The 23,788-nt window shown below is 40.4% G+C and carries 22 protein-coding genes, 1 tRNA gene and 1 pseudogene; 14 read left to right on the top strand and 10 right to left on the bottom strand.

Annotated elements, in window-relative coordinates:
* Nucleotides 1-40: 40 nt before the first annotated feature.
* On the bottom strand, nt 41-538 hold the full coding sequence (locus DQ356_RS00375) for a hypothetical protein (protein ID WP_114302495.1): 498 nt from the start codon (nt 536-538) through the stop codon (nt 41-43).
* Nucleotides 539-645: 107 nt separating this feature from the next.
* On the opposite strand from DQ356_RS00375, the gene recR reads away from it, so the two are divergent.
* From recR to DQ356_RS00350, 5 genes are read left to right on the top strand one after another with little or no spacing between them, the layout of a single operon-like run.
* A complete protein-coding gene (gene recR / locus DQ356_RS00370) occupies nt 646-1,254 on the top strand; it encodes a recombination mediator RecR (RefSeq protein WP_114302494.1) in 609 nt (202 codons plus the stop codon).
* The gene (locus DQ356_RS00365; protein WP_114302493.1) at nt 1,251-2,063 is read left to right on the top strand and encodes a glycosyltransferase family 2 protein; all 813 of its coding nucleotides are present in this window, start codon (nt 1,251-1,253) and stop codon (nt 2,061-2,063) included. Before recR ends, DQ356_RS00365 begins: the two co-directional genes overlap by 4 nt.
* Nucleotides 2,064-2,618, top strand: a complete 555-nt coding sequence (locus DQ356_RS00360) for an acyltransferase (RefSeq protein ID WP_114302492.1) — start codon at nt 2,064-2,066, stop codon at nt 2,616-2,618.
* Nucleotides 2,606-3,754 (top strand): NAD-dependent epimerase/dehydratase family protein, encoded by a 1,149-nt coding sequence (locus DQ356_RS00355; RefSeq protein ID WP_228420572.1) that lies wholly within the window; start codon nt 2,606-2,608, stop codon nt 3,752-3,754. Before DQ356_RS00360 ends, DQ356_RS00355 begins: the two co-directional genes overlap by 13 nt.
* A gap of 5 nt (nt 3,755-3,759) precedes the next feature.
* On the top strand, nt 3,760-4,797 hold the full coding sequence (locus DQ356_RS00350; protein WP_114302491.1) for a CgeB family protein: 1,038 nt from the start codon (nt 3,760-3,762) through the stop codon (nt 4,795-4,797).
* 32 nt (nt 4,798-4,829) lie between these two features.
* On the opposite strand, the gene secG is transcribed toward DQ356_RS00350, so the two are convergent.
* The 4 genes from secG to hutH form a co-directional block, all read right to left on the bottom strand.
* Entirely contained in the window at nt 4,830-5,174 is a 345-nt protein-coding gene (gene secG / locus DQ356_RS00345) for a preprotein translocase subunit SecG (RefSeq protein ID WP_114302490.1), read from the bottom strand.
* Between the two features lie 132 nt (nt 5,175-5,306).
* Entirely contained in the window at nt 5,307-7,340 is a 2,034-nt protein-coding gene (locus tag DQ356_RS00340; RefSeq protein WP_114302793.1) for a M16 family metallopeptidase, read from the bottom strand.
* Between the two features lie 7 nt (nt 7,341-7,347).
* Nucleotides 7,348-8,661, bottom strand: a complete 1,314-nt coding sequence (locus tag DQ356_RS00335; RefSeq protein WP_114302489.1) for a M16 family metallopeptidase — start codon at nt 8,659-8,661, stop codon at nt 7,348-7,350.
* 86 nt (nt 8,662-8,747) lie between these two features.
* Nucleotides 8,748-10,235, bottom strand: a complete 1,488-nt coding sequence (gene hutH, locus DQ356_RS00330) for a histidine ammonia-lyase (RefSeq protein ID WP_114302488.1) — start codon at nt 10,233-10,235, stop codon at nt 8,748-8,750.
* Nucleotides 10,236-10,299: 64 nt separating this feature from the next.
* On the opposite strand from hutH, the gene uvrC reads away from it, so the two are divergent.
* Complete coding sequence (gene uvrC, locus DQ356_RS00325; RefSeq protein ID WP_114302487.1) at nt 10,300-12,090, top strand: excinuclease ABC subunit UvrC; 1,791 nt, start codon at nt 10,300-10,302, stop codon at nt 12,088-12,090.
* Here the strand turns inward: uvrC and DQ356_RS00320 are convergent.
* On the bottom strand, nt 12,080-12,358 hold the full coding sequence (locus DQ356_RS00320) for a hypothetical protein (protein ID WP_114302486.1): 279 nt from the start codon (nt 12,356-12,358) through the stop codon (nt 12,080-12,082). The genes uvrC and DQ356_RS00320 overlap by 11 nt on opposite strands.
* 133 nt (nt 12,359-12,491) lie before the next feature.
* Here DQ356_RS00320 and DQ356_RS00315 point away from each other — a divergent pair, with 133 nt between their 5' ends.
* From DQ356_RS00315 to DQ356_RS11275, 3 genes and pseudogenes are all read left to right on the top strand, one after another.
* Complete coding sequence (locus tag DQ356_RS00315; RefSeq protein WP_114302485.1) at nt 12,492-13,211, top strand: AAA family ATPase; 720 nt, start codon at nt 12,492-12,494, stop codon at nt 13,209-13,211.
* A gap of 196 nt (nt 13,212-13,407) precedes the next feature.
* Nucleotides 13,408-13,842 (top strand): cold-shock protein, encoded by a 435-nt coding sequence (locus DQ356_RS00310; protein WP_114302484.1) that lies wholly within the window; start codon nt 13,408-13,410, stop codon nt 13,840-13,842.
* Between the two features lie 547 nt (nt 13,843-14,389).
* Nucleotides 14,390-14,911, top strand: a pseudogene (locus DQ356_RS11275) (plasmid pRiA4b ORF-3 family protein).
* Between the two features lie 121 nt (nt 14,912-15,032).
* On the opposite strand, the gene DQ356_RS00295 reads toward DQ356_RS11275, so the two are convergent.
* The 4 genes from DQ356_RS00295 to DQ356_RS00280 all read right to left on the bottom strand — a co-directional run bounded on the left by DQ356_RS00295 (nt 15,033) and on the right by DQ356_RS00280 (nt 18,305).
* Nucleotides 15,033-16,007, bottom strand: a complete 975-nt coding sequence (locus tag DQ356_RS00295; protein WP_114302481.1) for a deoxyhypusine synthase family protein — start codon at nt 16,005-16,007, stop codon at nt 15,033-15,035.
* Nucleotides 16,008-16,031: 24 nt separating this feature from the next.
* Nucleotides 16,032-16,676, bottom strand: a complete 645-nt coding sequence (locus DQ356_RS00290) for a hypothetical protein (protein WP_114302480.1) — start codon at nt 16,674-16,676, stop codon at nt 16,032-16,034.
* Between the two features lie 164 nt (nt 16,677-16,840).
* Nucleotides 16,841-17,233 carry an alternative ribosome rescue aminoacyl-tRNA hydrolase ArfB gene (arfB, locus tag DQ356_RS00285; protein ID WP_114302479.1) on the bottom strand — a complete coding sequence of 131 codons (393 nt, stop codon included), beginning with the start codon at nt 17,231-17,233 and terminating at the stop codon, nt 16,841-16,843.
* 40 nt (nt 17,234-17,273) lie between these two features.
* Nucleotides 17,274-18,305 (bottom strand): AMP-binding protein, encoded by a 1,032-nt coding sequence (locus DQ356_RS00280; protein WP_114302478.1) that lies wholly within the window; start codon nt 18,303-18,305, stop codon nt 17,274-17,276.
* Between the two features lie 97 nt (nt 18,306-18,402).
* Here DQ356_RS00280 and DQ356_RS00275 point away from each other — a divergent pair.
* The 5 genes from DQ356_RS00275 to DQ356_RS00250 all read left to right on the top strand — a co-directional run bounded on the left by DQ356_RS00275 (nt 18,403) and on the right by DQ356_RS00250 (nt 23,781).
* Nucleotides 18,403-18,473, top strand: a tRNA-Gln gene (locus tag DQ356_RS00275).
* Nucleotides 18,474-19,373: 900 nt separating this feature from the next.
* The gene (locus tag DQ356_RS00265; protein WP_114302476.1) at nt 19,374-20,900 is read left to right on the top strand and encodes a SulP family inorganic anion transporter; all 1,527 of its coding nucleotides are present in this window, start codon (nt 19,374-19,376) and stop codon (nt 20,898-20,900) included.
* 546 nt (nt 20,901-21,446) lie between these two features.
* Entirely contained in the window at nt 21,447-22,220 is a 774-nt protein-coding gene (locus tag DQ356_RS00260; RefSeq protein WP_114302475.1) for a ParA family protein, read from the top strand.
* Nucleotides 22,221-22,261: 41 nt separating this feature from the next.
* Nucleotides 22,262-23,152: a ParB/RepB/Spo0J family partition protein gene (locus DQ356_RS00255; RefSeq protein WP_114302474.1), complete on the top strand. Its 891-nt coding sequence runs from the start codon at nt 22,262-22,264 to the stop codon at nt 23,150-23,152.
* Complete coding sequence (locus DQ356_RS00250) at nt 23,149-23,781, top strand: DUF5683 domain-containing protein (protein WP_114302473.1); 633 nt, start codon at nt 23,149-23,151, stop codon at nt 23,779-23,781. Before DQ356_RS00255 ends, DQ356_RS00250 begins: the two co-directional genes overlap by 4 nt.
* Nucleotides 23,782-23,788 lie beyond the last annotated feature (7 nt).

Genomic DNA, 23,788 nt, shown 5'->3' with positions numbered 1-23,788 from the left:
CCGAAATTCCGGAAGCGATAATTTTTAAAGCGTGTTTGGCTTAACAGCCACATTCGCCGAAAACTGATGAGGTAAATTCCCGGCCGGTCTTCTTTTCTTTCACCGTCATCACGCCTTCGAACTGCATCGTTTCATCTCCTTCGTCTGTTTTTCTTCCGGACATGCTGATGCTGTAGTCTTCATTTTCAATATTTTTATTAAAATTGGAAGGGTCAAAATCGCCTTCTTCCATTGGTATTTTAATGAGTTTTCCATCCACTTTTATATAGGCACTGTTGCCATAATCATCTACATAAAGGAAGTTTTCTTTTTCAAAATCTGTTTTATTTTCTGCAAAATAGCAGGAGCAACCTTCTACTTCCTGAGGAAATCCGAAGGTTTGCAATGATAATTCCGGAACGATAATACTGTCTTCAACAACAGGGTTTTCAATGGAAAGGCTGTCCGTAAAATCAGTTTCAGTGACGTTCTCTTTTTTTGTGCAGCCGGTGATGGCAAAGAAGACGATAACGAAACCAAGGGTTTTAAATAATTTCATGAGATAAGATAGGATTAAAACACCTCAAAGATATAAAAATCACCCGATGAATGCAGGCTTTCTGTTTAAAATAATGTTACTTTTGATAAAAGCAATATATTTGTGCTATGGAGTATCCAAGTAAAGTTTTGGGAAAGGCGGTGGAAGAAATTTCCGGGCTTCCTGGAATCGGAAGGAAATCAGCACTGCGGCTGGCTTTGCACCTGCTGAAACAACCGGAAAGTCAGGGAATCGCCTTGGCCGACGCTCTGCATCAGCTGGTTACTAAAATCAAATATTGTATAGAATGCCATAATTTTTCGGATGTAGAAGTGTGCGAAATTTGTTCAAGCCACAGAAGAGATTCGGCATTGTTGTGTATTGTGGAAGATGTTCGGGACGTGATGGCCATCGAAAATACCGGTAAATTTATTGGAAAATATCTGGTGCTGGGTGGTAAAATTTCTCCCATGGAAGGAGTAGGGCCTGCCCATTTGAATATTGCTTCTATTGAGAAAAAATTGCAGTCGGGAACGGTGAAGGAACTTATTTTTGCTTTAAGTGCCACTATGGAAGGAGACACAACAGCTTATTATATTTATAAAAAGTTCAAAGGGTTCAACGTGAATTTTTCGTCCATTGCTCGCGGAATCGCCATCGGAGATGAACTGGAATACGCTGATGAAATCTCGTTGGGAAGGTCAATCATGCACAGAACACCTTACAGTGAGGGATGAAAACTGCAATCCGTGAGAATATGGAACTTGTTTCAGTAATCATTCCGATGTACAATGCCGGGAAAACCATCATCAGAACCCTGGATTCGGTGAAGAACCAGAAGTACACCGGGAATTTTGAAATCATTATTGTGGATGACGGATCCACGGATCAAAGTGCGGAACTTGTAAAAACGTACATTCTGGAGAACGGAAATTTAGATATCAGGCTGATACAGCAAAGGAATTCAGGGGTTTCCACAGCGAGAAATGTCGCAATGAAGGAAGCGCACGGGAATTTTATTGCGCTTTTGGATGCAGACGATGAATGGCTTCCAGAAAAAACGGAACGGCAAATGAAATATTTATCTGATCCCGAATTAAAAATTGATTTTCTGGTGTCTTTATGGAATAATGAACGGCTGACTTTTCCTTATTTTATAGAAAGAAAAACAGGCCTCGTGAAGATAAGTTTAAAACAACTGTTGCTGAAAATTACCGGACAGACCTCAACGGCCATTTTTAGAAAAGAAGTTCTCCAAAAAACCGGTTTTTTTGATGAAAAACAGAAATATTCCGAAGATGCGAATTTCTGGATGCGGGTTACGGAACATTATAACATGATGCTGGTGCCCGAACGTTTGGTATTGGCAGGAGGAGGGAAAAAATCCTTTGGTGTTTCCGGTTTGTCCGCGAACCTGAAAGAAATGGAAAAAGGAATTCAGAAAAATATCAGGGAAATGTACCACTCAGGCCGGATTTCATTCGTAGAATACCTTTTTTATTATACGGTTTCGAAGTTAAAATATGCAATAAGACCTTTCAGATAAATGTTTACGAAATTCTTTTGGACCATCAGAGCATTATTGTACAGCCCTTTTTTCGGAAAAATGGGAATGCCTTCCTATCTGGGAAAACCTCTTTTTTTAATGGGTATAAAGCGGGTTTTCATCGGAAAAAAAGTCAGGATTTTCCCACACCTCAGAATGGAAACACATCAGGAAGGATCCATTCATATTGAAGATGATGTCATCATTTCTCAGAATGTGCACATCACTTCCGCCGGAAATCTGAGCATCGGAAAAAGCTCACTGATTCTTGCCAACGTATTTATTACCAATATAGACCACGATTATCAAACCATTGGCCAGCATGTGGTGAAACAAAAATACCATGTAAAAGATACGGCCATCGGTGAAAACTGTTACATCGGAATGGGAGCAGCCATCATGGCTGGTACTGTTCTGGGCAAACAATGTGTTGTAGGGGCCAACGCAGTAGTGCGTGGAACATTTCCGGATTTCTGCGTCATCGTAGGTGCGCCGGCAAGAATTGTTAAAAAGTATAATCCGGACACCCAAAAATGGGAAAAATGGAAAGAATGAATTTTAAAAATATTCTCATTACAGGCGGTGCCGGTTTCATCGGAAGTCATCTCGCGCTGGCTTTGGTGAAGCAGGGTTGCACGGTTACTGTGCTGGATCATCTCTCGCCGCAAATTCACGGCGAAAATCCCGAACAGGATTCCTTTCTGTACCAAAGCATTATTCCTCATGTTACATTTATAAAAGGAGATGTTACCCAACGAAACAGCTGGAATAAAGCGCTGCGTGATCAGGAAGTAGTCGTTCATCTTGCTGCGGAAACGGGAACAGGACAATCGATGTACAGGATTCACAGGTATGCTGAAGTGAATGTTTCCGGTACAGCACATCTTCTCGATGCGCTCGTGAATGATGATCACAGCGTTAAAAAAGTAATTGTAGCTTCATCCCGTGCGATTTATGGTGAAGGAAAATATCTTCATCCGGTTTTGGGCAATGTTTATCCATCGCAGCGGAATCCTGAAGAAATGAAGAAAGGAAATTTTGAGGTCGTTCTGGAAGATTTTGAGCCGCTGAAAGTATTGCCGACAGATGAATCTTCCCGCATTCATCCGGTTTCCGTGTACGGAATGACCAAGCAATATCAGGAAGAAATGCTGCTTTCTGTGACCAAAGTTCTGGGAATTCCGGCCGTTGCTTTGCGCTTTCAGAATGTGTACGGCGAGGGGCAGTCACTCATTAATCCCTATACAGGTATTTTGTCGGTTTTTTCTAATCAGATTCTCTCCGGAAAACCGGTGCGCGTATTTGAAGACGGAAAAGAATCCCGCGATTTTATTCATATTGATGATGCGGTTCGGTCTTTTATTTTGGCCATGGAAAATAATATTTTGAAAAATGAAGCGGTGAATATCGGTACGGGAATTCCGGTAACGGTGCTTGAAGTGGCGCAACAATTAATTAAAAATTACCGTTCTGCGGTTCCGGTTCAGGTGACAGGCCAGTTCAGAATCGGAGACATCCGCCACAATTTTGCTGACACCACCAAAGCAGAACTGCAACTGGGATTTAAAGCTAAAATATCTTTTGAAGAAGGGCTGAAAAGATTTTGTACCTGGGTGCAGAATCAGGAGATTAAGGATAATCAGTTCGAACGTTCTCTGGCAGAAATGACAACCAGAAAAATGCTTTTCTGATCAGAATGGATTTTAAAGGAAAAAAAATACTGCTGATCTCCGTCCGTTTTTTCGGGTATGAAAAAGCCATTGTCGAACGGTTGCAGGAACGCGGTGCTACCGTCGATTTTTTCGATGACCGTCCTTCCAACTCTGTTTTGCAAAAGGGAATCATCCGGGTGTTTCGTAGCTTTTTGGTTTTTCAGATTCAAAAATACTATCGTTCTGTTCTCAAAAAAATGAAACATAAAAAGTATGATTATTTTTTATTGATTAAAGGCGAAGCGATTCCGTTGTCCTTCATTAAAAAAATAAAAAGGGAAAATCCCGGCATGAAAATGATCGCTTATACCTATGATTCTCTTCATGAACATCCCAGGTTTGCAGATTTTATTCCGTATTTTGATAAAAGTATAACGTTCGACAGAACAGATGCTTTGAGTAATAACATGGGTTTCAGGCCGCTTTTTTTCCTTGATCAATACAGGAAATCGCATTCTCATTCTCAGCCGGAAGTTGATGTTACTTTTATTGGAAGTGCGCACACAGACCGGTACTTTATTGGCGAAAAAGTAAGAAAAGCGTGTGATAAAGCCGGGCTTACTTCTTTTTTTTACTATTATGCTCCTGGGAAAACAGCGCTAATTCTGAAAAGAATCTTCGATAGAAACTTTAAGGATTTTGATCTTCGGAAAGCCAGTTTTAATAAGCTTTCCCATTCCGAAATTTCCCGATATTACCAGCAGACAAAAGCGGTTCTCGACATTAATAAATCTTTTCAGAACGGGCTTACCATGAGGACTTTTGAAGTGTTGGCATCAGGCAAGAAACTGATTACTTTCAATGAGGATATTAAAAATTATCCGTTCTATCATCCGCAAAATATTCTTATTACAAACCGGGAGCAACCCGAGATTCCGCAAAGCTTTTTAGCCTCAAAAACGGTCAGTATTTCGGAGGAAACCCTGCAAATGATGTCGCTTGATTCCTGGTTGAACGGTGTTTTTTTTGAGGATCAGAGGAACTATTGGTTTTCACAAAAAAATACGGATCAGAATTCCTGAACCGTACTTTATTTTTTTAAATTCTTGATTTCTTATTGTCCTGCAGGAACCTGTTGTGGAGCAGGAGCAGGTTGTGTGGCCGGAGCACTCTGTACAGGAGCTTCGGTAGCAGCCGGAGCCTGAGGAGCCATCTTCATTTTTGGTTTTGCAGTAAGCACCACGCTTAAAATGGAAAGCACAACAATCGTGATTCCGATCGTCCAGGTTGCTTTTTCCATAAAGTCATTGGTTCTCTGAACGCCGAACTGTGCTGATGATGCACCTCCGAAAGTAGAGGAAAGACCGCCGCCTTTAGGATTCTGTGCCATGATAATGATGATCAGAAGAACACTAGCAATCATGATCAGAACCATGAATAAAGTAAATATTGTACCCATTGTTATTGTAGAATAATAGTGGGCAAATTTAACTTTTTTTTGTCAAATTGCCAAACGGTTATCTTAAAAACATCTCTCTAAATAAAAACAGCAGCGTAATGCTGCTGTTCATAAGGGATATTGTTGATGAAATTATTTAAAATCTGTATCTTTCGCCTGATTGGCTTTGATGTCTTTTACAATAAATTCAACATCCATTCCGCCCATATTCTGGGTGAATTTGTATGGAACTTTTACACCGGCTACATCTCTGTAATCTGCATAAGTAGTAGGGATGGTTTGTCCGCCAGCAGATTTTACTTCTCCTGTTTTCAGTCCGGTTTTTACGCTGTAATAATAAGTAACATCTTTTCCTTTTACTACATAGGAATCTTCACCGTTATATTGCTCAATTCCGGCAACTTTATAGTCGGCAGATTTTGAAAAACCAAGTTCGGGGAACAGTTCGCTGTCTTTTGCCATTTCTGTTTTCTGTTCAGCAGGAAGAGGCATTTTTTGTCCCTGTGCTTCCATATAACCGTCTTTGCCGTCAAAAACAATTTTCTGCATTGTATTTCCCATCATTTTAATATCCATCATCATTTTTCCGCCTTTGCCCTGAATCAGGTGCAGATCCAGATCCATTCCCTGAACTTTCGCCGAAGCAGTTGTGCTGAGTGAATTGATTTTCTGAACATTGGCAAGTCCTCCGATAGCAGTGATGTATTTGTCAGCAATAGAAGTGGTGGTAATACCGGCGTCTACTTTCTGTGCTACAGGTTTGGTGGTTGGATTGGCTTTATCATCAAAATACTTCACAGGATACCCTAATTTTTCAAGAGGTTCTGCGATTTCGGATGCTTTTCCTGCAATGAAAATGCGGCTCTGATTCGGATAAATCGTCGCTTTTACAGCGTTAGAAATATCAGCAGCAGTTACCTTGTCAATAGATTTCAGATAATTGGTGTAAAAATCTGAAGGCAGATTCTGCGTTTTTTGATTTACAGCGAAACGGGCAATAGTTTCCGGCCTTTCCAATGAACGGATAAAATCTCCTTTGAGTTTTGCTTTGGCATTCGACAGTTCTTCTGGTTTCACAGTGGTGATTCCGTTCAGTTCCGTCATGAATTCTTTCACTGCTTTATCGGTTACCTCATTTCTTACACTTGATTGTGCAGAAAAAGTAGGGCCGTATTTATAAGTGGAAAGGGATGAATATGCTCCGTAAGTGAAGGCGTTTTTTTCTCTCAGATTCATGAAAAGCCTTGCTTCTCCACCACCTCCAAGGATGTAGTTGGCCATGGTAGCAGCAAAGTATTTCGGGTCATTCATCTTCAAATCATGAATATTTCCTACACTGATAACAGACTGTACAGCATTCGGAACGTCTACAATATTAATTTCGGTGGTAGCAACGTTAGCTGCAGGCTCCAGTGCAGGATAAGTGGTGTTGGATTTTTTCCAGTTGTTGAAGTTCTTTTCAACCAGCTTTTTTACTTCATCAAACTTTACATCGCCTACAATAACAAGATGTGCATTGTTGGGAATGTAATGTTTTTGATAGGTATTCTGAACATCAGCAAGCGTAATGGCTTTGATGCTTTCTTCCGTTTCAAATTCACCTCTGGAGGTATTTTTCCCATAAATAAGTGCATTGGAAACCCGCGATGCGATAGCGTCTGCACTTTTTTCATCGGCTTTCAGTCCTTCGATCATCCGGTCTTTGGTTTTTTCAACCTCTTCTGCGGAAAATTTTGGATAGGTAATTGCCTCAGCCATCATTCCCAGAATTTCCGGGAAATATTTGGACAGGGAGTTGGAGAATGCACCACCGGAAGAGAAGCTGAGGTTAGCTCCCAGATAATCTACTCTTTTATTGAAATCATCTTTGCTCATCTTGGTGGTTCCGTTACCCAGTTGGTCTGCCATCACCTGGCTTACTCCAACTATTTTTCCTTCATAGTAAGGCGGGCGGTCCATACTCAGGGTAACATTGACACGCGGTAATTTATTGTTCTCCACCACCATTACGGTAAGGCCGTTCTTCAGCGTGAAGGTTTTCGGTGTTGTGATATTAATGGTAGGAGTGGGTCCCGCAACCGGCATTTTATTGATGTCGATCTTCTGGGCGTTCAATGCACCTGAGATCAGAAATACGGCTGCTATATATTTAAAATTATTTTTCATGTGATAATTACTTTTTTTCAGGTACATAGTTAATAATGACTCTTTGGTTGCTGTTCAGATACTTTTTAGCCGCATCCATAATATCCTGTCTTGTTACAGAACGGTAGATATCAATTTCTTTGTTAATCAGGTTCGTGTCTCCCATCAACATATAATTGGTAGCCAATGAACTTGCGATACCCTGAATGCTGGAGTTGGAATTTACAAACTGATTTTCAAACTGATTTTGAAGTTTTTGGTAATCTTCCTCGGAAATAAGTGTAGTCTGAAGCTTTTTGATTTCTTCATCAATTACTTTTTGAAGTTCTGCTTTCGGGGTGGTTCCCATCGGTAAAGCAAAAAATGCGAAGATTCCGGCATCTTCAAAACCGATACTGTTGGCAGAAACCTGAAGGGCTTTTTTCTGCTCATCCACCAGTTTTTTATACAATACGGAAGATTTACCACCGCTCAGATAGGCTGAAACCATATCCAGAACTTTGGAATCTCTGTGTTTGTTAGACGGTGTTCTGTACGAATAAATATAAGCCGGAATCTGAATGTTAGGATCGGTTACCGTCACTTCTTTTTCCTGCGTAATAGGCGGATCCATCGGGAAATTCTTCGGAGTTACCGTTCCTTTCGGAATAGAACCGTAATATTCTGAAATCCATTTCTTGGTTTGCTCAGGCTGAATGTCGCCGGCAACTACCAGAACAGCGTTGTTCGGAACATAATATTTCTTGTAAAATGCCTGAAACTCCTCCAGCTTGGCAGCATTCAGGTCATCAATAGAGCCGATAACCGACCAGTGATAAGGATGCTTCACAAACATATTCGACAAAATAGAATTGAAAAGATTCCCATAAGGCTGGTTATCCATTCTCATTCTTTTTTCTTCTTTCACTACTTCTCTCTGGGTATCTACCCCAATCTGATTTACCACACCACTGCGCAGTCTTTCAGCTTCCATCCACAATCCTAATTGCTCGTTATTGGAAGGGAAAGTTTCGTAATAATACGTTCTGTCGTTGCTGGTATTGGCATTATTGGTGCCACCGTTGGAAGATACAATTTTGAACCATTCGCCGCGCTTGATGTTTTTGGTGCCTTCAAAAAGAAGGTGTTCAAAAAAATGGGCAAATCCGGATCTTCCCGGTTCTTCGTCTTTCGAGCCTACGTGATACATTACCCCGGTAGTCACTACAGGAGCGGTATTGTCCTGATGAAGAATGACATGAAGCCCGTTCGGTAATTTGTACTCTTCAAATTTGATTTGCTGTGCATTCAGAAAGATGCTTACAAAAGCAACTGCAGCAGCAGATAGGAGTCTTTTTTTCATGAAAATTAAATTATTTAAATATTGGTAGTTAAATTGATTAAAAAGTTACAGAATTGTATTGATTTTTTTTATCATTTTTTATGAGGTTAATGTACAACTATTTTCCGATCCAGGATCAACTGTGCAATAGCGAGCATGTCGTCCCCAATCAGTCGGTCATCTTCCAGTTTATCCACTTTACTGCGAATGATGGCATAGTTCTCTTCTACAATTTTTGAGCATTTGGCTGGCCTTCTGAATTCCAAGCCCTGCGCAGCAAACATCAGTTCCACGCTGAAGATATTCACCAGATTATCCAGAACCTGATTGAATTTTCTTCCGGAAATACTGCCCATAGACACGTGGTCTTCCTGTCCCAAACTGGTCGGAATACTGTCTGCAGATGCAGGGAAACAGAGGGTTTTATTTTCTGTTACCAAGGCTGCGGAAGTATATTGGGGAATCATAAATCCGGAATTCAGCCCGGAGCTTTCTGTTAAAAGTCTGGGCAATCCAAATTTTCCTTCCAACAACAGGTAGCTTCTTCTGTCTGAAATGTTTCCTAATTCTGCGGCGGCCAGCGTGGCATAATCTAATGGCAGCGCCATCAGTTGTCCGTGGAAGTTTCCTCCGGAAATACTTTCCTCTTCACTCAAAATAATCGGATTATCAGTGACGGAATTGAGTTCGGTTTCCGCCAGGGCTCTTAAATGGGTGAAAGCATTTCTGCTGGCTCCGTGCACCTGCGGAACGCAGCGGAAGGAATAAGGATCCTGAACGCGGTCGCAGAATTCGTGAGATTTTAAATTCTCGGAGTTTTTCAGAAACTTCAGCATTCGTGAAGCAGATTTGCGGCTGCCTTCGAAAGGCCGTATCTCATGAAGTTCTTTCCTGAACGGGCTTGACGAACCACGATAGGCTTCCAGTGACATCGCCGCAGCCAGATCGGCAAGATCCAGCAGGTATTCCATTTTTTCAAGTCCCTGTATTGCATGTGCTAAAATGAACTGAGTTCCGTTGATGAGTCCGAGCCCTTCTTTCGGGCCCAATTGTAAAGGAAGCAAACCATGTTCCTGCAGAACCGAAGCGGTATCATGAGGCTGATCGTTTTTCCAGACTTTCCCAAGGCCGACCAACGGAAGTACCATATGTGCAAGAGGAGCAAGATCGCCGGAAGCGCCTACCGAACCCTGTTCAGGAATCACGGGAATAACGTCTTTCTGTAGCATCAGTTGCATTCTTTCAATAACTTCCAGAGAAACGCCGGAATACCCTTTGGACAGCGCATGGATTTTTGCGATCATCATGATCTTCGACAGTTCTTTGTTTATCGGTTTTCCTACGCCTACTGCATGAGAAATAATGAGATTGTGCTGAAGTTGCGCCGTTTCTTCTTCAGATATTTTCACATCACAAAGCGGCCCGAATCCCGTATTAATACCATACACCGTTCGGTCCGAGGCAACAATCTTCCGGACATTTTCCTGCGATCTCAGGATTTGTTCGCGTGCCTGTGAATCAATTTTTGCGATCTCAGGGTTTTTGGCAATCTTCAGAACATCGTGGAAAGTAAAGGTGTTGACACCGTATATCATCATATAAAAATTTGCTCTAAAATTACACAATTTCTCAGAATTCTATTTTCCGTATTTTTGCTTTGTGAACAGCGATTTAGAATTACAGTTGAAAACCCTTCCTTCAGATCCCGGAGTGTACCGTTATTACGATAAAAACGGACAGTTGCTGTATGTGGGCAAGGCGAAAAATATAAAGAAAAGAGTACTTTCTTATTTCAATAAAAATCTTTCAGGATACCGCACCCGAATAATGGTGGGGAAAATTCACCGGCTGGAAACCACCATCGTCCCCAGTGAATACGATGCGCTGCTTCTGGAAAATAATCTCATCAAAGAACATCAGCCGTTTTACAATGTGATGATGAAGGATGACAAAACCTATCCTTGGATTTGTATTAAAAATGAAGATTTTCCCAGAATTTTTCTTACTCGGACGCTCATTAAAGACGGATCTGAATATTACGGGCCGTATGCGAAAGTAAGGCCTGCAAAAGTGCTGCTGGACACCATAAAGCATCTTTATAAATTGCGAACCTGTAACCTGAATCTTGCGCCACAGAAGATTGCCGAAGGAAAATACAGAGTGTGTCTCGAGTATCATATTAAAAACTGTGCAGGGCCTTGCGAACAGCTGGAAAGCAAAGAGGAATATGATAAGAAAATTGAAGCCATCCGCGGAATCATCAAAGGAGATTTCCGGCTGGCAAGAAATTACCTCACCGAAGAAATGACCAGATATGCTTCGCTTTTGGAGTTTGAAAATGCTCAGATGGTGAAAGAACGGATTGATCTTTTAGAAGAATATCAGGCCAAACATACCGTGGTAAATCCGAATATTGACGATGTAGATGTTTTTGGAATGACCAGCGATGAAACTGCTGCGTATGTTAACTTCTTTAAAATCAGAAACGGAAATATCATCCAGAGTTATACGACGGAAATAAAGAAAGTGTTGGAAGAAACCGATGAAGACATCCTGGAAGAAGCCATCATCGAAATTCGTCAGAAATTCAGTTCTCATTCCAAAGAAATTCTGATTCCTTTTCCTATTTCAGTCGAAATTCCCGCAGTGAAGCTCCTGGTGCCCAAAGTGGGCGATAAAAAACGCATCGTAGAACTTTCCGAAAGAAATGCCAAAGAATACCGCATTGAAAAGCTGAAACAGGTGCAGATTGTGGATCCGGAACGCCACACCAACCGCATTATGGCGGAAATGCAAAAGCTGTTGCGCATGCCTGAAGAACCACGCCACATTGAAGGTTTTGACAATTCCAATATTCAGGGAACCAATCCGGTGTCTGCCTGTGTAGTGTTCAGAGACGGAAAACCCAGCAAAAGCGATTACCGCATTTTTCATCCCAAAACCGTAGAAGGAGCCAATGATTTTGCCACGATGGAAGAAGTGATTTACAGAAGATACCGCAGAATGCTGGATGAAGGGGAAGCTTTGCCACAACTCATTTTGATTGATGGCGGAAAAGGCCAGCTTTCGTCGGCAGTGAAAAGTTTGAAATTACTTGGAATTTATGGAAAAGTAACGGTGATCGGAATTGCAAAAAGACTGGAAGAAATTTATTTTCCTGAAGATCCCATCCCGCTGTATCTGGATAAAAAATCGGAAACGCTTAAAATCCTTCAGCGGGTGCGCGACGAGGCACACCGTTTCGGAGTACGGCATCACCGGACACGCAGAAAAAATGCGACCATCCAGACGGAACTGGAAGAAATTCCGGGAGTAGGGGAAAAATCAATAGAATTGCTTTTCAAAAGATTGAAATCTGTAAAGAGAATAAAAGAAGCACCTTTCGAAACGCTGGCAGAAATTCTGGGAACACGAAAAGGCAAAATAGTTTGGGAGTACTTTAATCATTAAAAGTAGGAAAAGAACTCAACCGTTCCACATCAAACTTAAAACCGCTGGAGAAATTCATCTGGAAATTAGAATTTAACCTGTATTTCAGTTTTTTTGAAATTTCCGTCAGCATATTATAATAATCGACATTGGAAATATCATCAAAAACAATATGTTCATTATTAATTTTGATGCCGTTTTCGTCAAATCTCAGAAAATCAATACCATACTTTTGGTGCAGGTTTTCCAGAAATTTTAAATCTTCGAGGGACAGGATATTTTCAGACATTTTCTTTCTTTTTTTTATGTATTCAAAGTTAGCTGAAAACACAACTTTAAATTTGTAATTTATAAACCATAATGTTATATAATTTTCATTCCCTTGTTTTATAAACCGTAATTTTGTACAAAATAATGCAAGTATGAGCACAGCAGGCCTCACCATCACTTCCCGCGAACCGGTATCTCTGGATGATGTTTTGATTTCAGATTCTAACAGAAAACAATTGCTGCAGTTGATTCGCGAGAACCGTCATCTGTCTGAGCTCAGAAAATACAATCTCCAGGTCAGCAATAAAATTTTGCTGCACGGAAGTTCCGGTTGTGGAAAAACCTATACGGCAAAAGCCATCGCCACAGCGTTGAAGAAAAAGCTGATCATTGTTAGCCTCAGCACTTTGGTGAATTCAAGAATCGGAGAAACCGCTAAAAACCTGAATGCCATTTTTGATAAGGCAAAATGGGACAAAGCGGTGCTGTTTCTGGATGAATTTGACCATATTGGAGTGGCCCGGGATTTTGATGAAAAAGATGTTGGAGAAATGCGAAGGCTGGTGAATACGCTCATTCAGCTCATTGATTATCTTCCGGAAGAGGTGATCATGGTTGCAGCCACCAATCATCTGGATTTTATAGATTCCGCTTTGCTTCGCCGTTTCCAGCTGAGGTTGGAATATACCATGCCCGATCAGAAAAGTCTTGATGTGTATTATGATCAACTGCTTTCTGCTTTTCCGCAACGTTTCAGAAATATGATTAGGAAATATGAAATCTCATACGCAGAAGCGAAAGATGAGGTGCAAACTGCGGTGAAAAGAAGTATTATTGAAGAATTGGAACAGCGTGAAGCAGAGGGGATTTAGCGCACATAAAACTTGTTTTTCAATGTGTTCATTTTAATTGTTGTACCTTTGCACCAGAATGGCGGGCTGAAACCGAACAATCTGCAAGTTTAGAATTTCCTTTTTTTTCTTTCACCTTAGTAGTTTTGGCAGTCATTTCACGAGGAGAGCACCCTCTCCACTTTTATTCATCCAAAAATTTAATCTACTTTAAAATATGGCAGATTCTTTCTCAAAAAAAGAAAATTTCAAGAAAAAACTTCAGAAACAAAAAGAAAAAGCGCTGAAAAGAGAAGAGCGCAAACAAAACAACAACAAAGGAAAAAGCCTGGAAGACATGCTGGTGTATGTGGACGCTAACGGGCAGATCACCGAAGTTCGGCCTGATGATCAGGAAAAGCCGGAGATTAACCCTGAGGATATTCAGCTCGGAGCAGCTCCCATTGAAGCGGAAGAGTTGGTAAAAACAGGAATTGTTACTTTCCTGAGTGACAAAGGCTACGGTTTCATTACTGAGAACAGCAGCAAAGACAATATTTTCTTCCATGAAAACAATTGTGCGCATCCCGTAAAAAAAGGAAACAAAGTTTCTTTCGAAAAAGAAAAATCACCGAAAGGTTTTTCTGCAGTCAATATACAGGTGGTAAAATAACACCGATTTCCAATATTTCTCTTTGGCTCTTCTTTCTCATCAGGAGAGATGAGCCAAAAACATGGGAGGCATCCTGCCTCTTGAATTCCCACCACCGGCCGCATCCCGTTTAATAGGTTAATCGTTTCATCGGTTAATGGTTTAGCTGATGAGAATTTGCAAATTTGCTCTTTTTGTTTTTTTTTTCTGCTGTGAAACTCCTTCAACAGGAATAAAATTCTTTACCTCCATACTTCACCCGTACATACCCCGTAGTTACCCCGTATATACCCCGTAGTTACCTTATGGTTGACCGTAGGGCAGAAATTTACAGCCTGTAACTGATCTTCTCACCTTCATTTTTGAACGGAATCGGCAATCCACTGTTTCTGATATTGTCCTTGCATCGCCATTGGGTTGCTATGCGTTGTCTGTGTTGCTGCTGAATCTAGTTAGGATTTCTTTTTAATCTCTGCCATCGCATAAAAAATTGATTGTTCAGCATTACAAACCTACGCAGCAAAATTAACAAATATAAGCACATATAACGGATTGACCTCTCTGGCTGGTGCCCGAGGAAGTCTTGCTTTTACAATTTAAGGTCCAGCTTCACAATATTTCTAAACCGCCGGTGTGGCGAAAAGTTTCGGTGCCCGCTAATTTTTCATTCGATAAATTTCACAGCGTGATTCAGGAGGCTTTCGGCTGGTACGATGCTCATCTGTATCAGTTTTCTCCGAAAGGATTTAATTCCTCACCTCAAATCGGTATTCCCGATGACTCTGGGTGGGACGATGAGGAAATCATCAACAGCAAAAAAATTAAACTCTCCGCGATCTTTACTGAGAAAGGCTAGAAATTCACTTACATTTATGATTTTGGAGATTACTGGCAGCATAACATTACCTTAGAGGATATAAAGGAAGGTACAGCGAAGAAAGCTGAGCTGCTGGATGGCAAAGGTGCCTGTCCGCCGGAGGACTGTGGCGGTGCAGGAGGCTACGAGTGGATGTGCGAAGTGTTGAGCAATCCGGAAAATGAAGAATATGAAAGCATGCGGAATTGGCTCGGAAGACCGCAATTGCAGTGAAATCCGTGTAATAAAAGGAGGCGTGAAAGGCAGGAAAAATACGAAGGTGCTTAGGGCCATTATATCAAAACAAAACCCTGCAGTTGGTGCAGGGCTTAAACAGAGCTTTTGTTTTAATTTCTTAGGAATTTTCCAGAATATACGTGAACATCAACGGTGCACAGATGGTGGCATCGCTTTCTACAATGTATTTCGGAGTGTCAATATCCAGTTTTCCCCAGGTGATTTTCTCGTTCGGAACTGCTCCTGAATAGGAACCGTAAGACGTGGTGGAATCGGAAATCTGACAGAAATAAGACCAGAAAGGAACATCTTCCCACTCCAGATCCTGATACATCATCGGAACTACACAGATCGGGAAATCGCCGGCAATTCCACCACCAATCTGGAAGAAACCAACGCCTTTTCCACCGGAATTCGCGCGGTACCATTCGGTCAGATAAATCATATATTCTATGCCCGATTTTACGGTATGAACATTCAGTTTTCCTTTAATGACATTCGAAGTGAAAATATTTCCGGTAGTAGAATCTTCCCAACCCGGACAAACGATCGGCAGGTTCTTTTCCGCCGCCGCAACAATCCAGGAATCCTTAGGGTCTATTTCATAATACTGTTCCAGAACACCGGAATTAACCACCTGATATAAAAACTCGTGCGGGAAATATCTTTCGCCTTTTTCTTCCGCTGCATGCCAAACATCTTCCAGGTGTTTCTGTAAACGGCGAAACGCTTCTTCTTCAGGAATACACGTATCCGTAACTCTGTTGAAATGCTGATCCAGCAATTCTCTTTCCTGCTCCGGAGTCAGATCCCGGTAATTGGGAACCCTTTTATAATGAGAATGCGCTACGAGATTCATCACATCTTCCTCAAGATTGGCTCCTGTGCAGGAAATAATCTGAACTTTGTCTTGGCGAATCATCTCTGCCAGAATTTTTCCCAACTCGGCGGTAGACATGGCCCCGGCCAGCGTAATCATCATTTTTCCGCCATCTTTCAGGTGCGCCACATAGCCTTTAGAAGCATCTACTAAAGCCGCGGCATTAAAATGCAGATAGTATTTTTCCAGAAATTCTGTTATCGGTTTGTTCATTTTTTAATATTTTGAGCAAAGATACTAAAATCGGAAAGTTCCTGCCAGCGACAGAGAAACCCGACCCAGCCCTTCATATTGTCCTTCCGGAAGTTCCATCGTGTTACCATTCAGTTTCATTTCCTTCAAGGTTCCGGCTGTATATCCGAACTGTGGCCCTACAAAAATATTCGGATGTATCGCATATTGATATGCAATAGAAGCAGCCAACCCTAAATTGCTGCCTTCTATCACAACATTACCCGTGGTGCTTTTATAACTAATCATTCCTAAAGCCAAATCGTAATATAATTTGTGCTTTGTTTCACTATTAAAATTGGAATAAATAAATGATGGACCAATAAAAGTAATCTGATCCTTCGTATCCATCATAACTACGGCATAAGTACCATCCGGCATATTAACGGTATAATTCATTTGGGCTGAAGAGGAAAATAAGTTAAATTTCAATCCCAACCCTATAGAAGTATTAAGGTTGTAATACGCTGCGACATCAAAATTAAAACCCTGACTGAGTTTATTGAGATAGTCTTTCTCGGCTTGCGATAATCCGGAAGGTTTTTCAGCTACTCTCCACGCATAACCGCCGGAAGGAATTATAGAAAATTTTTTTTGCGCACTCAGAATCATCGGCACACCGATCATCAAACTTAAGATTAATTTTTTCATGTAATTTTTTCGCAAATTTAAACTTAATTTCTATATGAAAGGTCTCGCAAAACTGTCAATTGAGTAGGTATTTGTGTTTTATTGGTAGAAATCATCTTTCTCTATCCTTGTGTTTAATTGGAGTCGCAATAACTATAAATTCTTTGAACGAAACACATTCTATTTCAGTACCGGAATTTTCTGTTTTCTTTCTTTTCGGAATGTTGCTTCTTCTGCTTTATTCTTTTTTCAATCTGAGATTTTGAAGGTTTTGTCGCTTTTCTCGGTTTGGGTTTTATCAATGATTTATTGACGATTTCCAATATTTTCTCGGTCGCGGCTTTTTTATTTTTCAGTTGAGTTCTGCTTTCAGAAACGGTCAGTTGCAGCGTGCCTTCCTGGTTGATTCTGTTTTTCAGTTTGCTTTGGATCAGCTTTTTTTCTTCTTCATTAAAAAACTGACTTTCCTCCACTTTCCACAGCACGGTGACGGAAGTTTCCACTTTGTTCACATTTTGCCCGCCCGCGCCTGAGGAACGGGAAGTTTTATAAGTGAGTTCTGTGGTGAAATTTTTCATCGTGTACATCGCAAGTTGAAAGATAGCAATTTTATCAGAATCAGGATTTGGTGAGAAGTTGAAGAAGCGTTCTCCGGTCCACTTTTCCGTTGGGCGTTCTTGGAATTTCGTCCAGGAAAAAAACTTCTTTCGGTTTATAAAACGCTTTTCGATACTGAATATTGAGAATTTCATTTTTCAGGTCCTCATTTCTTTCACCTTCAATGGCCAGCACGAGTTTCTGGCCAAAAGATTCATCGGGGATACCAAGAAAAACAACTTCATTATCAACATGTTTTTTCACCACAGTTTCCAGTTCTTCAGGGAAAATTTTTGCACCTCCGGAATTGATGATATTGTCTGCCCTGCCCAAAAACTTAAACTGTTTTTCATTTTTTAGTTCCACCAGATCATTGGTTGTTAAAACATCAGGATTCAGCATCGGAGCATGAATTTTCAGGCAATCGCGTTCATCTTTCGATATTTCAATGCCTTCAAACGTGGTAAAATATTCCTCTTCATTTGGGTAAATTTCTTTCAGCGCAATGTGAGAAAGCGTTTCGCTCATGCCATAGGTTTCAAAAATCCTTCTGTTGTCGTTTTTTTCATTTCCTATTCCTGAAAGTTTTTTCTTCAAGGTTTCGGAAACAGCGGCACCGCCAATAATCAGGTTTTTTATCAAATGAATTTTGCTCAGCGAATTTTCTACCTGTAGTGGTGTCAAGGCACAGAAATCTACTTTCTCCTCCAGATCTTTCAAAGGGTGAGTGTCAGGCGTTTTCACGATCAGTTTCAGTTTTCTTTCCAACGAACGAACGAGCATCATTTTTCCGGAAATATATTCTACGGGCAAACAAAGCAGTGCGGTATCACCTTCATTTAATCCTAAGAAATCACAGGTCATTTTCGCTGAATTCTGCATTTTCTCTTTTTCGATATCAAAAATTTTGGGTATTCCTGTAGAGCCGGAAGTCTGCACCGAAACCGTTGAAGCTTCAGAAAACCACTCTTTCAAAAAGAACAAAACCTTTTCTTCAAAGTCAGTTTTGGGTTGTAATTTATTAGTATTGAGATTTTTAAAGTCAATCGTCATTTCAGAAAGGATTTTTGAAACGCTAAAAGTAAATTTTTTCAGTCAAATCACTTGTAATTATAGAAAAATATATTAAATTTGCACCACTTAAATGGACAGACCCATGGTGTAGCGGTAACACTACTGATTTTGGTTCAGTCATCTGGGGTTCGAATCCCTGTGGGTCTACATATTTTAGGATAACGCTCTGATTTTCAGGGCGTTTTTGTTTTGGTTAGGAAACATTTAGGAAACGTCTTTTATTTTTAACATTTTGGGGACTCTTTACGTGTGTGAACAGACAGGGACAAAATAAAAAAAAACCGGGAACGGCTCCCAGTTAATTTTTATAACTTTTAAATAATTTCAGATACTCATCAGCATTAAAATTGTTTTCCGTTTCCTCTATTTTCTTACTTAGCCGGGCAAAACGTTTTGTCATCTTACCTTTGTAATAACGTTTGAAATATTTACTGTATAATTCGGTATAAATAGTAAAATCATTTGCGAAAATCCTATTCCACTCCCTCCATTTTTTGGCTTCTATTTGATTTTGATACATTAACCTCGGTAAGGCGGATCGGTGTCTGAAACGGCCGTTTATAAGGTGTACTTTCCTGCAAACCTTACCGGTGAACGGGCAAACGAAAAACCATATCAGGCCGATTCCCAAATTTGACGACCTTGTTATCAATGGAATATTATATTCTATCTGTTCCTTATCCTGGAATGTATATTTCACTGTCAAAACTCGGTCGGTTTCCTCTGTTACTACTTTGATATGATGCTAATTGTGTTTGCCAATAATCGTTCAACGGGCTTTCATCTCTGTCTTGCGGACAAGACAAAAGCTTAGTTGTTATTTTTTGCTGTGTTTCTCCAAGTTTCGTTCTTACAAGTTGTAGAAAAATAGTACTTTTGCAACTTCTATGAAGAAAGCAACTCAAATATCTTCTCAAGTTACTCCGCCTTAATGGTTGATTAATTGTTGTTTTCCCCCAATTCCTTTTATTGGTTTCTTTAGTGTACCCGAAATTTAGATGTTCGGTGCAAATTACATTTTATAAATTTTTACAATACAAATATCTTATGCAGAAAATTATCAATTTGTTTGATTTCAAACAAAAAGTAGATTACAAAACCGAAATTTTATCAGGTATTACCGTTGCTTTGGCTTTAGTTCCGGAAGCAGTTGCGTTTGCCTTAATTGCAGGACTTTCTCCGCTTGTGGGCCTTTATGCCGCTTTTATGATGGGCTTGGTTACGTCCATTTTAGGTGGTCGTCCCGGAATGATTTCGGGAGCAACGGGTGCAATAGCAGTAGTCATAGTTGTTTTAGCAAAAACGCACGGTGTGGAATACGTTTTTGCCACCGTTATTTTAGCAGGAATTATTCAAATGTTAGCAGGATTTTTAAAGTTAGGAAAACTCATACGGTTGGTTCCGCATCCAGTAATTTTTGGTTTTGTCAATGGTTTAGCCATCATTATTTTTATGTCGCAGTTAGACCAATTCAAAGATGCTTCGGGCAATTGGCTCACAGGTTCAAATATGTATATTCTTTTGGCTTTGGTGGGTTTAACAATGCTTATCATTTGGGGATTACCTAAAATTACAAAAGCTGTTCCCGCTTCGCTTACTGCTATTTTAGTGGTTTTTGGTTTGGTTTATTTTTTAAAATTGGATACCAAAACTGTTGGCGATATTGCTTCTATCAAAGGTGGTTTTCCGCCATTTCATATTCCTCAAATTCCTTTTAATTTAGAAACACTTCAAATTATTTTTCCGTATGCGGCTATTGTTGCAGGGGTTGGTTTGATTGAAAGTTTATTGACTTTGAATATTATTGATGAAATTACTGAAACAAGAGGACATAGCAATAGAGAAGCAGTGGCACAAGGAACGGCTAATATTTTATCGGGTTTCTTTTCAGGAATGGGCGGTTGTGCAATGCTTGGACAAAGTTTAATCAACGTTTCCAACGGAGCAAGAGCAAGACTTTCGGGAATTGTAGCATCTGTAATGTTGCTCGTTTTTGTAATGTTTGGAAGCGGTTTGATAGAAAAAGTTCCGATGGCTGCACTTACAGGACTTATGATTATGGTAGCGATTGGTACGTTTGAATGGGCAAGTCTTAGAACATTTACGAAGTTTCCAAAGTCGGATATATTGGTAATGGTTTTAGTAACATTGGTTACGGTTTTCTTGCACAATTTGGCTTTGGCAGTTTTAATTGGAGTCATCATTGCAGCGTTGGTTTTTGCGTGGGACAATGCAAAACGTATTAGAGCAAGAAAATTTGTAGATGATAATGGCGTGAAACATTATGAAATTTATGGACCACTTTTCTTTGGTTCAACCACTGCATTTACAGAAAAATTTGATGTACTGAACGACCCTGAAGAAGTCATTATTGATTTTAAAGAAAGTCGAGTAGTAGATATGTCGGCAATTGAAGCTTTGAATAAACTCACCGAACGATACCACAAACAAAACAAAAAAATACATTTAAAACATTTAAGTCCCGATTGTAGAAAATTAATTAAAAATGCAGAAAGCATTATTGATGTCAATGTAATTGAAGACCCAACGTACAACGTAATGTTAAATGATTAAATCATAATTAAGCGACTCTTCGAGGTCGCTTTTTTTGCAACACTTAAAATAAAGACCGGTTGCACTTTATTTGCTCGTACGCAGCCGGATATGTAATAAAGGAGAGGAAAAAATACGTATGACGAAGAAATTTGAAGTATCAATTTTAGTCCCTACTTCTAAAATCAGGGACTAAATCGGGAATTGTTTAAAAAATAATGCAAATATACAAGTAACTAAGCTGTGTTACATGAAAGATTATTAGTCACCATGGTTACTATGGTTTTGATTTTATTCAAAAATACAAAGTATTCTCAATAGAATTATTATTAAGAGCAAAAGCCAGACAAGACATTTAAAGTTTGCATTTCAATATTCAGCTGTTAAATTGTGTAGTGATTCGGGAATAAAGGGATTATTCCTCCATTTTATCCACAAATTCCATACATTGTGGATAATTATTTTGAAGATCAATTCCTTAATTAACAGGATTTTAACGCCTTGCTTGAAACGGTGGTGTAAGAAAGCTCAAATAAAATTGTATTTTTGAGCATTAAAACCGAAATAATGGCCAAAGTTATAGGAATTGCCAATCAGAAAGGCGGGGTGGGAAAGACCACCACGGCAGTGAATCTCGCTGCAGCATTGGGAGTTTTGGAGAAGAAGGTATTGATTATTGATGCAGATCCACAAGCGAATGCTACCTCAGGATTAGGAGTTGAAGAAGTAAAACATTCTACTTATAATCTGTTGGAACATAGTGTGGATGCAAGGAACTGTATCCAGAAAACCGCTTCGCCGAATTTGGATATTATTCCGTCTCATATTGATTTGGTGGCCGCAGAAATAGAACTGGTAGACCGGCAAAACAGGGAATACATGCTGAAGGAAGCCTTAAAATCCGTCCGTAACGATTATGATTTTATCATTATCGACTGTGCTCCGAGTTTAGGGCTCATAACGATCAATGCTCTGACGGCGGCAGATTCGGTCATTATTCCAATCCAATGCGAGTATTTTGCGCTGGAAGGTTTGGGAAAACTGCTGAACACCGTGAAAAATGTTCAGAATATTCATAACAAAGATCTCGATATTGAAGGATTGCTTCTCACCATGTACGACAGCAGGCTGAGGCTTTCCAATCAGGTGGTGGAAGAAGTGAACAGCCATTTTCCTGAAATGGTTTTCGAAACTATCATCAGCCGGAATGTCCGCCTGAGCGAAGCGCCGAGTTTTGGGGAGAGTATTCTGAATTACGATGCTGAAAGCAAAGGCGCAGTGCAGTATCTGCAGTTGGCCGAAGAAGTATTGCTGAAAAACGAAAGCCTCGTGAAAAACTGATCAGTTTACAATATTAAATCACCTCTTCTGTTGATATAAAAATGAAAGACAAAAAAAGAGCGATGGGCCGCGGCCTCGGAGCGATATTAAGTGCAGAATCCAAGGCCAGTATCAATACAGCGACCGATGAAGGTGCAGATAAATTCCTGGGAAATATAGTGGAAGTGGCACTGGACGATATTTATCCCAACGTTTCACAGCCCAGAACACATTTTGACGAAAAAGCACTGAACGATCTCGCACAGTCTATAAAAAATTTAGGCATTATTCAGCCGATAACCCTTCGCAAGGACGGCGCCAAATTTGAGATTATTTCCGGCGAAAGACGGTACAGAGCCTCCAAAATTGCAGGTTTAAAAACCGTGCCGGCGTATATTCGTTTGGTCAACGATCAGGAATTGCTGGAAATGGCTTTGGTAGAAAATATCCAGCGTGAAGATCTGGATGCCATTGAAGTGGCGCTCACCTATCAGAGACTCTTGGAAGAGATTGGAATGACGCAGGAAAACCTGAGCCAAAGGGTAGGAAAGGAAAGAAGTACCATTACCAATTCGATCAGGCTTTTAAGATTGAATCCCGATGTACAGAACGCCATCAGAAGCGGAGAAATTTCTGCCGGACATGGCCGTGCGATCATCAGTCTGGAGAATGAAGAATTGCAGGAAAAACTATTTCAGAGAGTTGTCAAAGAAGGATTGAATGTCCGGCAGGCAGAACAGGCGGCACAACAACTGAAAAATCCTGTGCAAAAGGCAGCAAAAAACAAAGCTGCTCTTCCTAATCATTTGAAAAAAGCCCAGAAATCCCTTTCTGATATTCTGGAAGTCGGGGTGGAAATAAAATCGACGGTGAAAGGAAATAAAGGAAAAATAGTTCTGGAATTTGGTAGCGAGGAGGAACTTGAAAATATTTTGTCCCATTTTAAAATATGAGGAATCTTTGTTTCATTCTGTTTCTTTGCTGTTCCCTGAGTGTTTTTTCGCAGGCAAACAGAAATGATACCATCCGGACAGAACAGCATTCAACAGACACTCTTTCTGCTGTAACACCAAAATCCCAGATGGAAATCGTAAGCGGAATTGAAATGGCGAACGCCAGTATGACGCCCATGAAATACAGTCCAACAAAGGCCGGTTTATATTCTGCTGTACTTCCTGGCCTCGGTCAGTATTACAATAAAAAATATTGGAAAATCCCTATTGTCTGGGGCGCTATCGGTACAGGCGTCGGTTTTATCATTTATAACGATAAGGTGTACCGAAAATACAGAAACGCTTTTGTGGCCGAACTCAATGGGATTCCCCACGAGTTTTCACATTATAATATTCAGAACCTGAAACAGGCATTGGGCCGCGAACAGGACCGATGGAAGAGAAACCGCGACTATGCCATTGCCATCACAGGCTTGCTTTACATTCTGAACATCGTGGATGCCGTAGTGGATGCGCATTTGTATGAAGGAAGAAACGATCCGGATCTGGCTTTCAAACCGGCAATCATTTTTGATGAATACGGAAGTCAGGCTGCCGTTCCCGGGCTGAGCCTGCATTACAGATTTTAAATTTTTG

It is taken from the genome of Chryseobacterium lacus, from assembly GCF_003336205.1.
Taxonomy (GTDB): domain Bacteria; phylum Bacteroidota; class Bacteroidia; order Flavobacteriales; family Weeksellaceae; genus Chryseobacterium_A; species Chryseobacterium_A lacus.
Note: the sequence above shows the minus strand (reverse complement) of the source record. Positions and strands in the feature narration are given on the sequence as shown.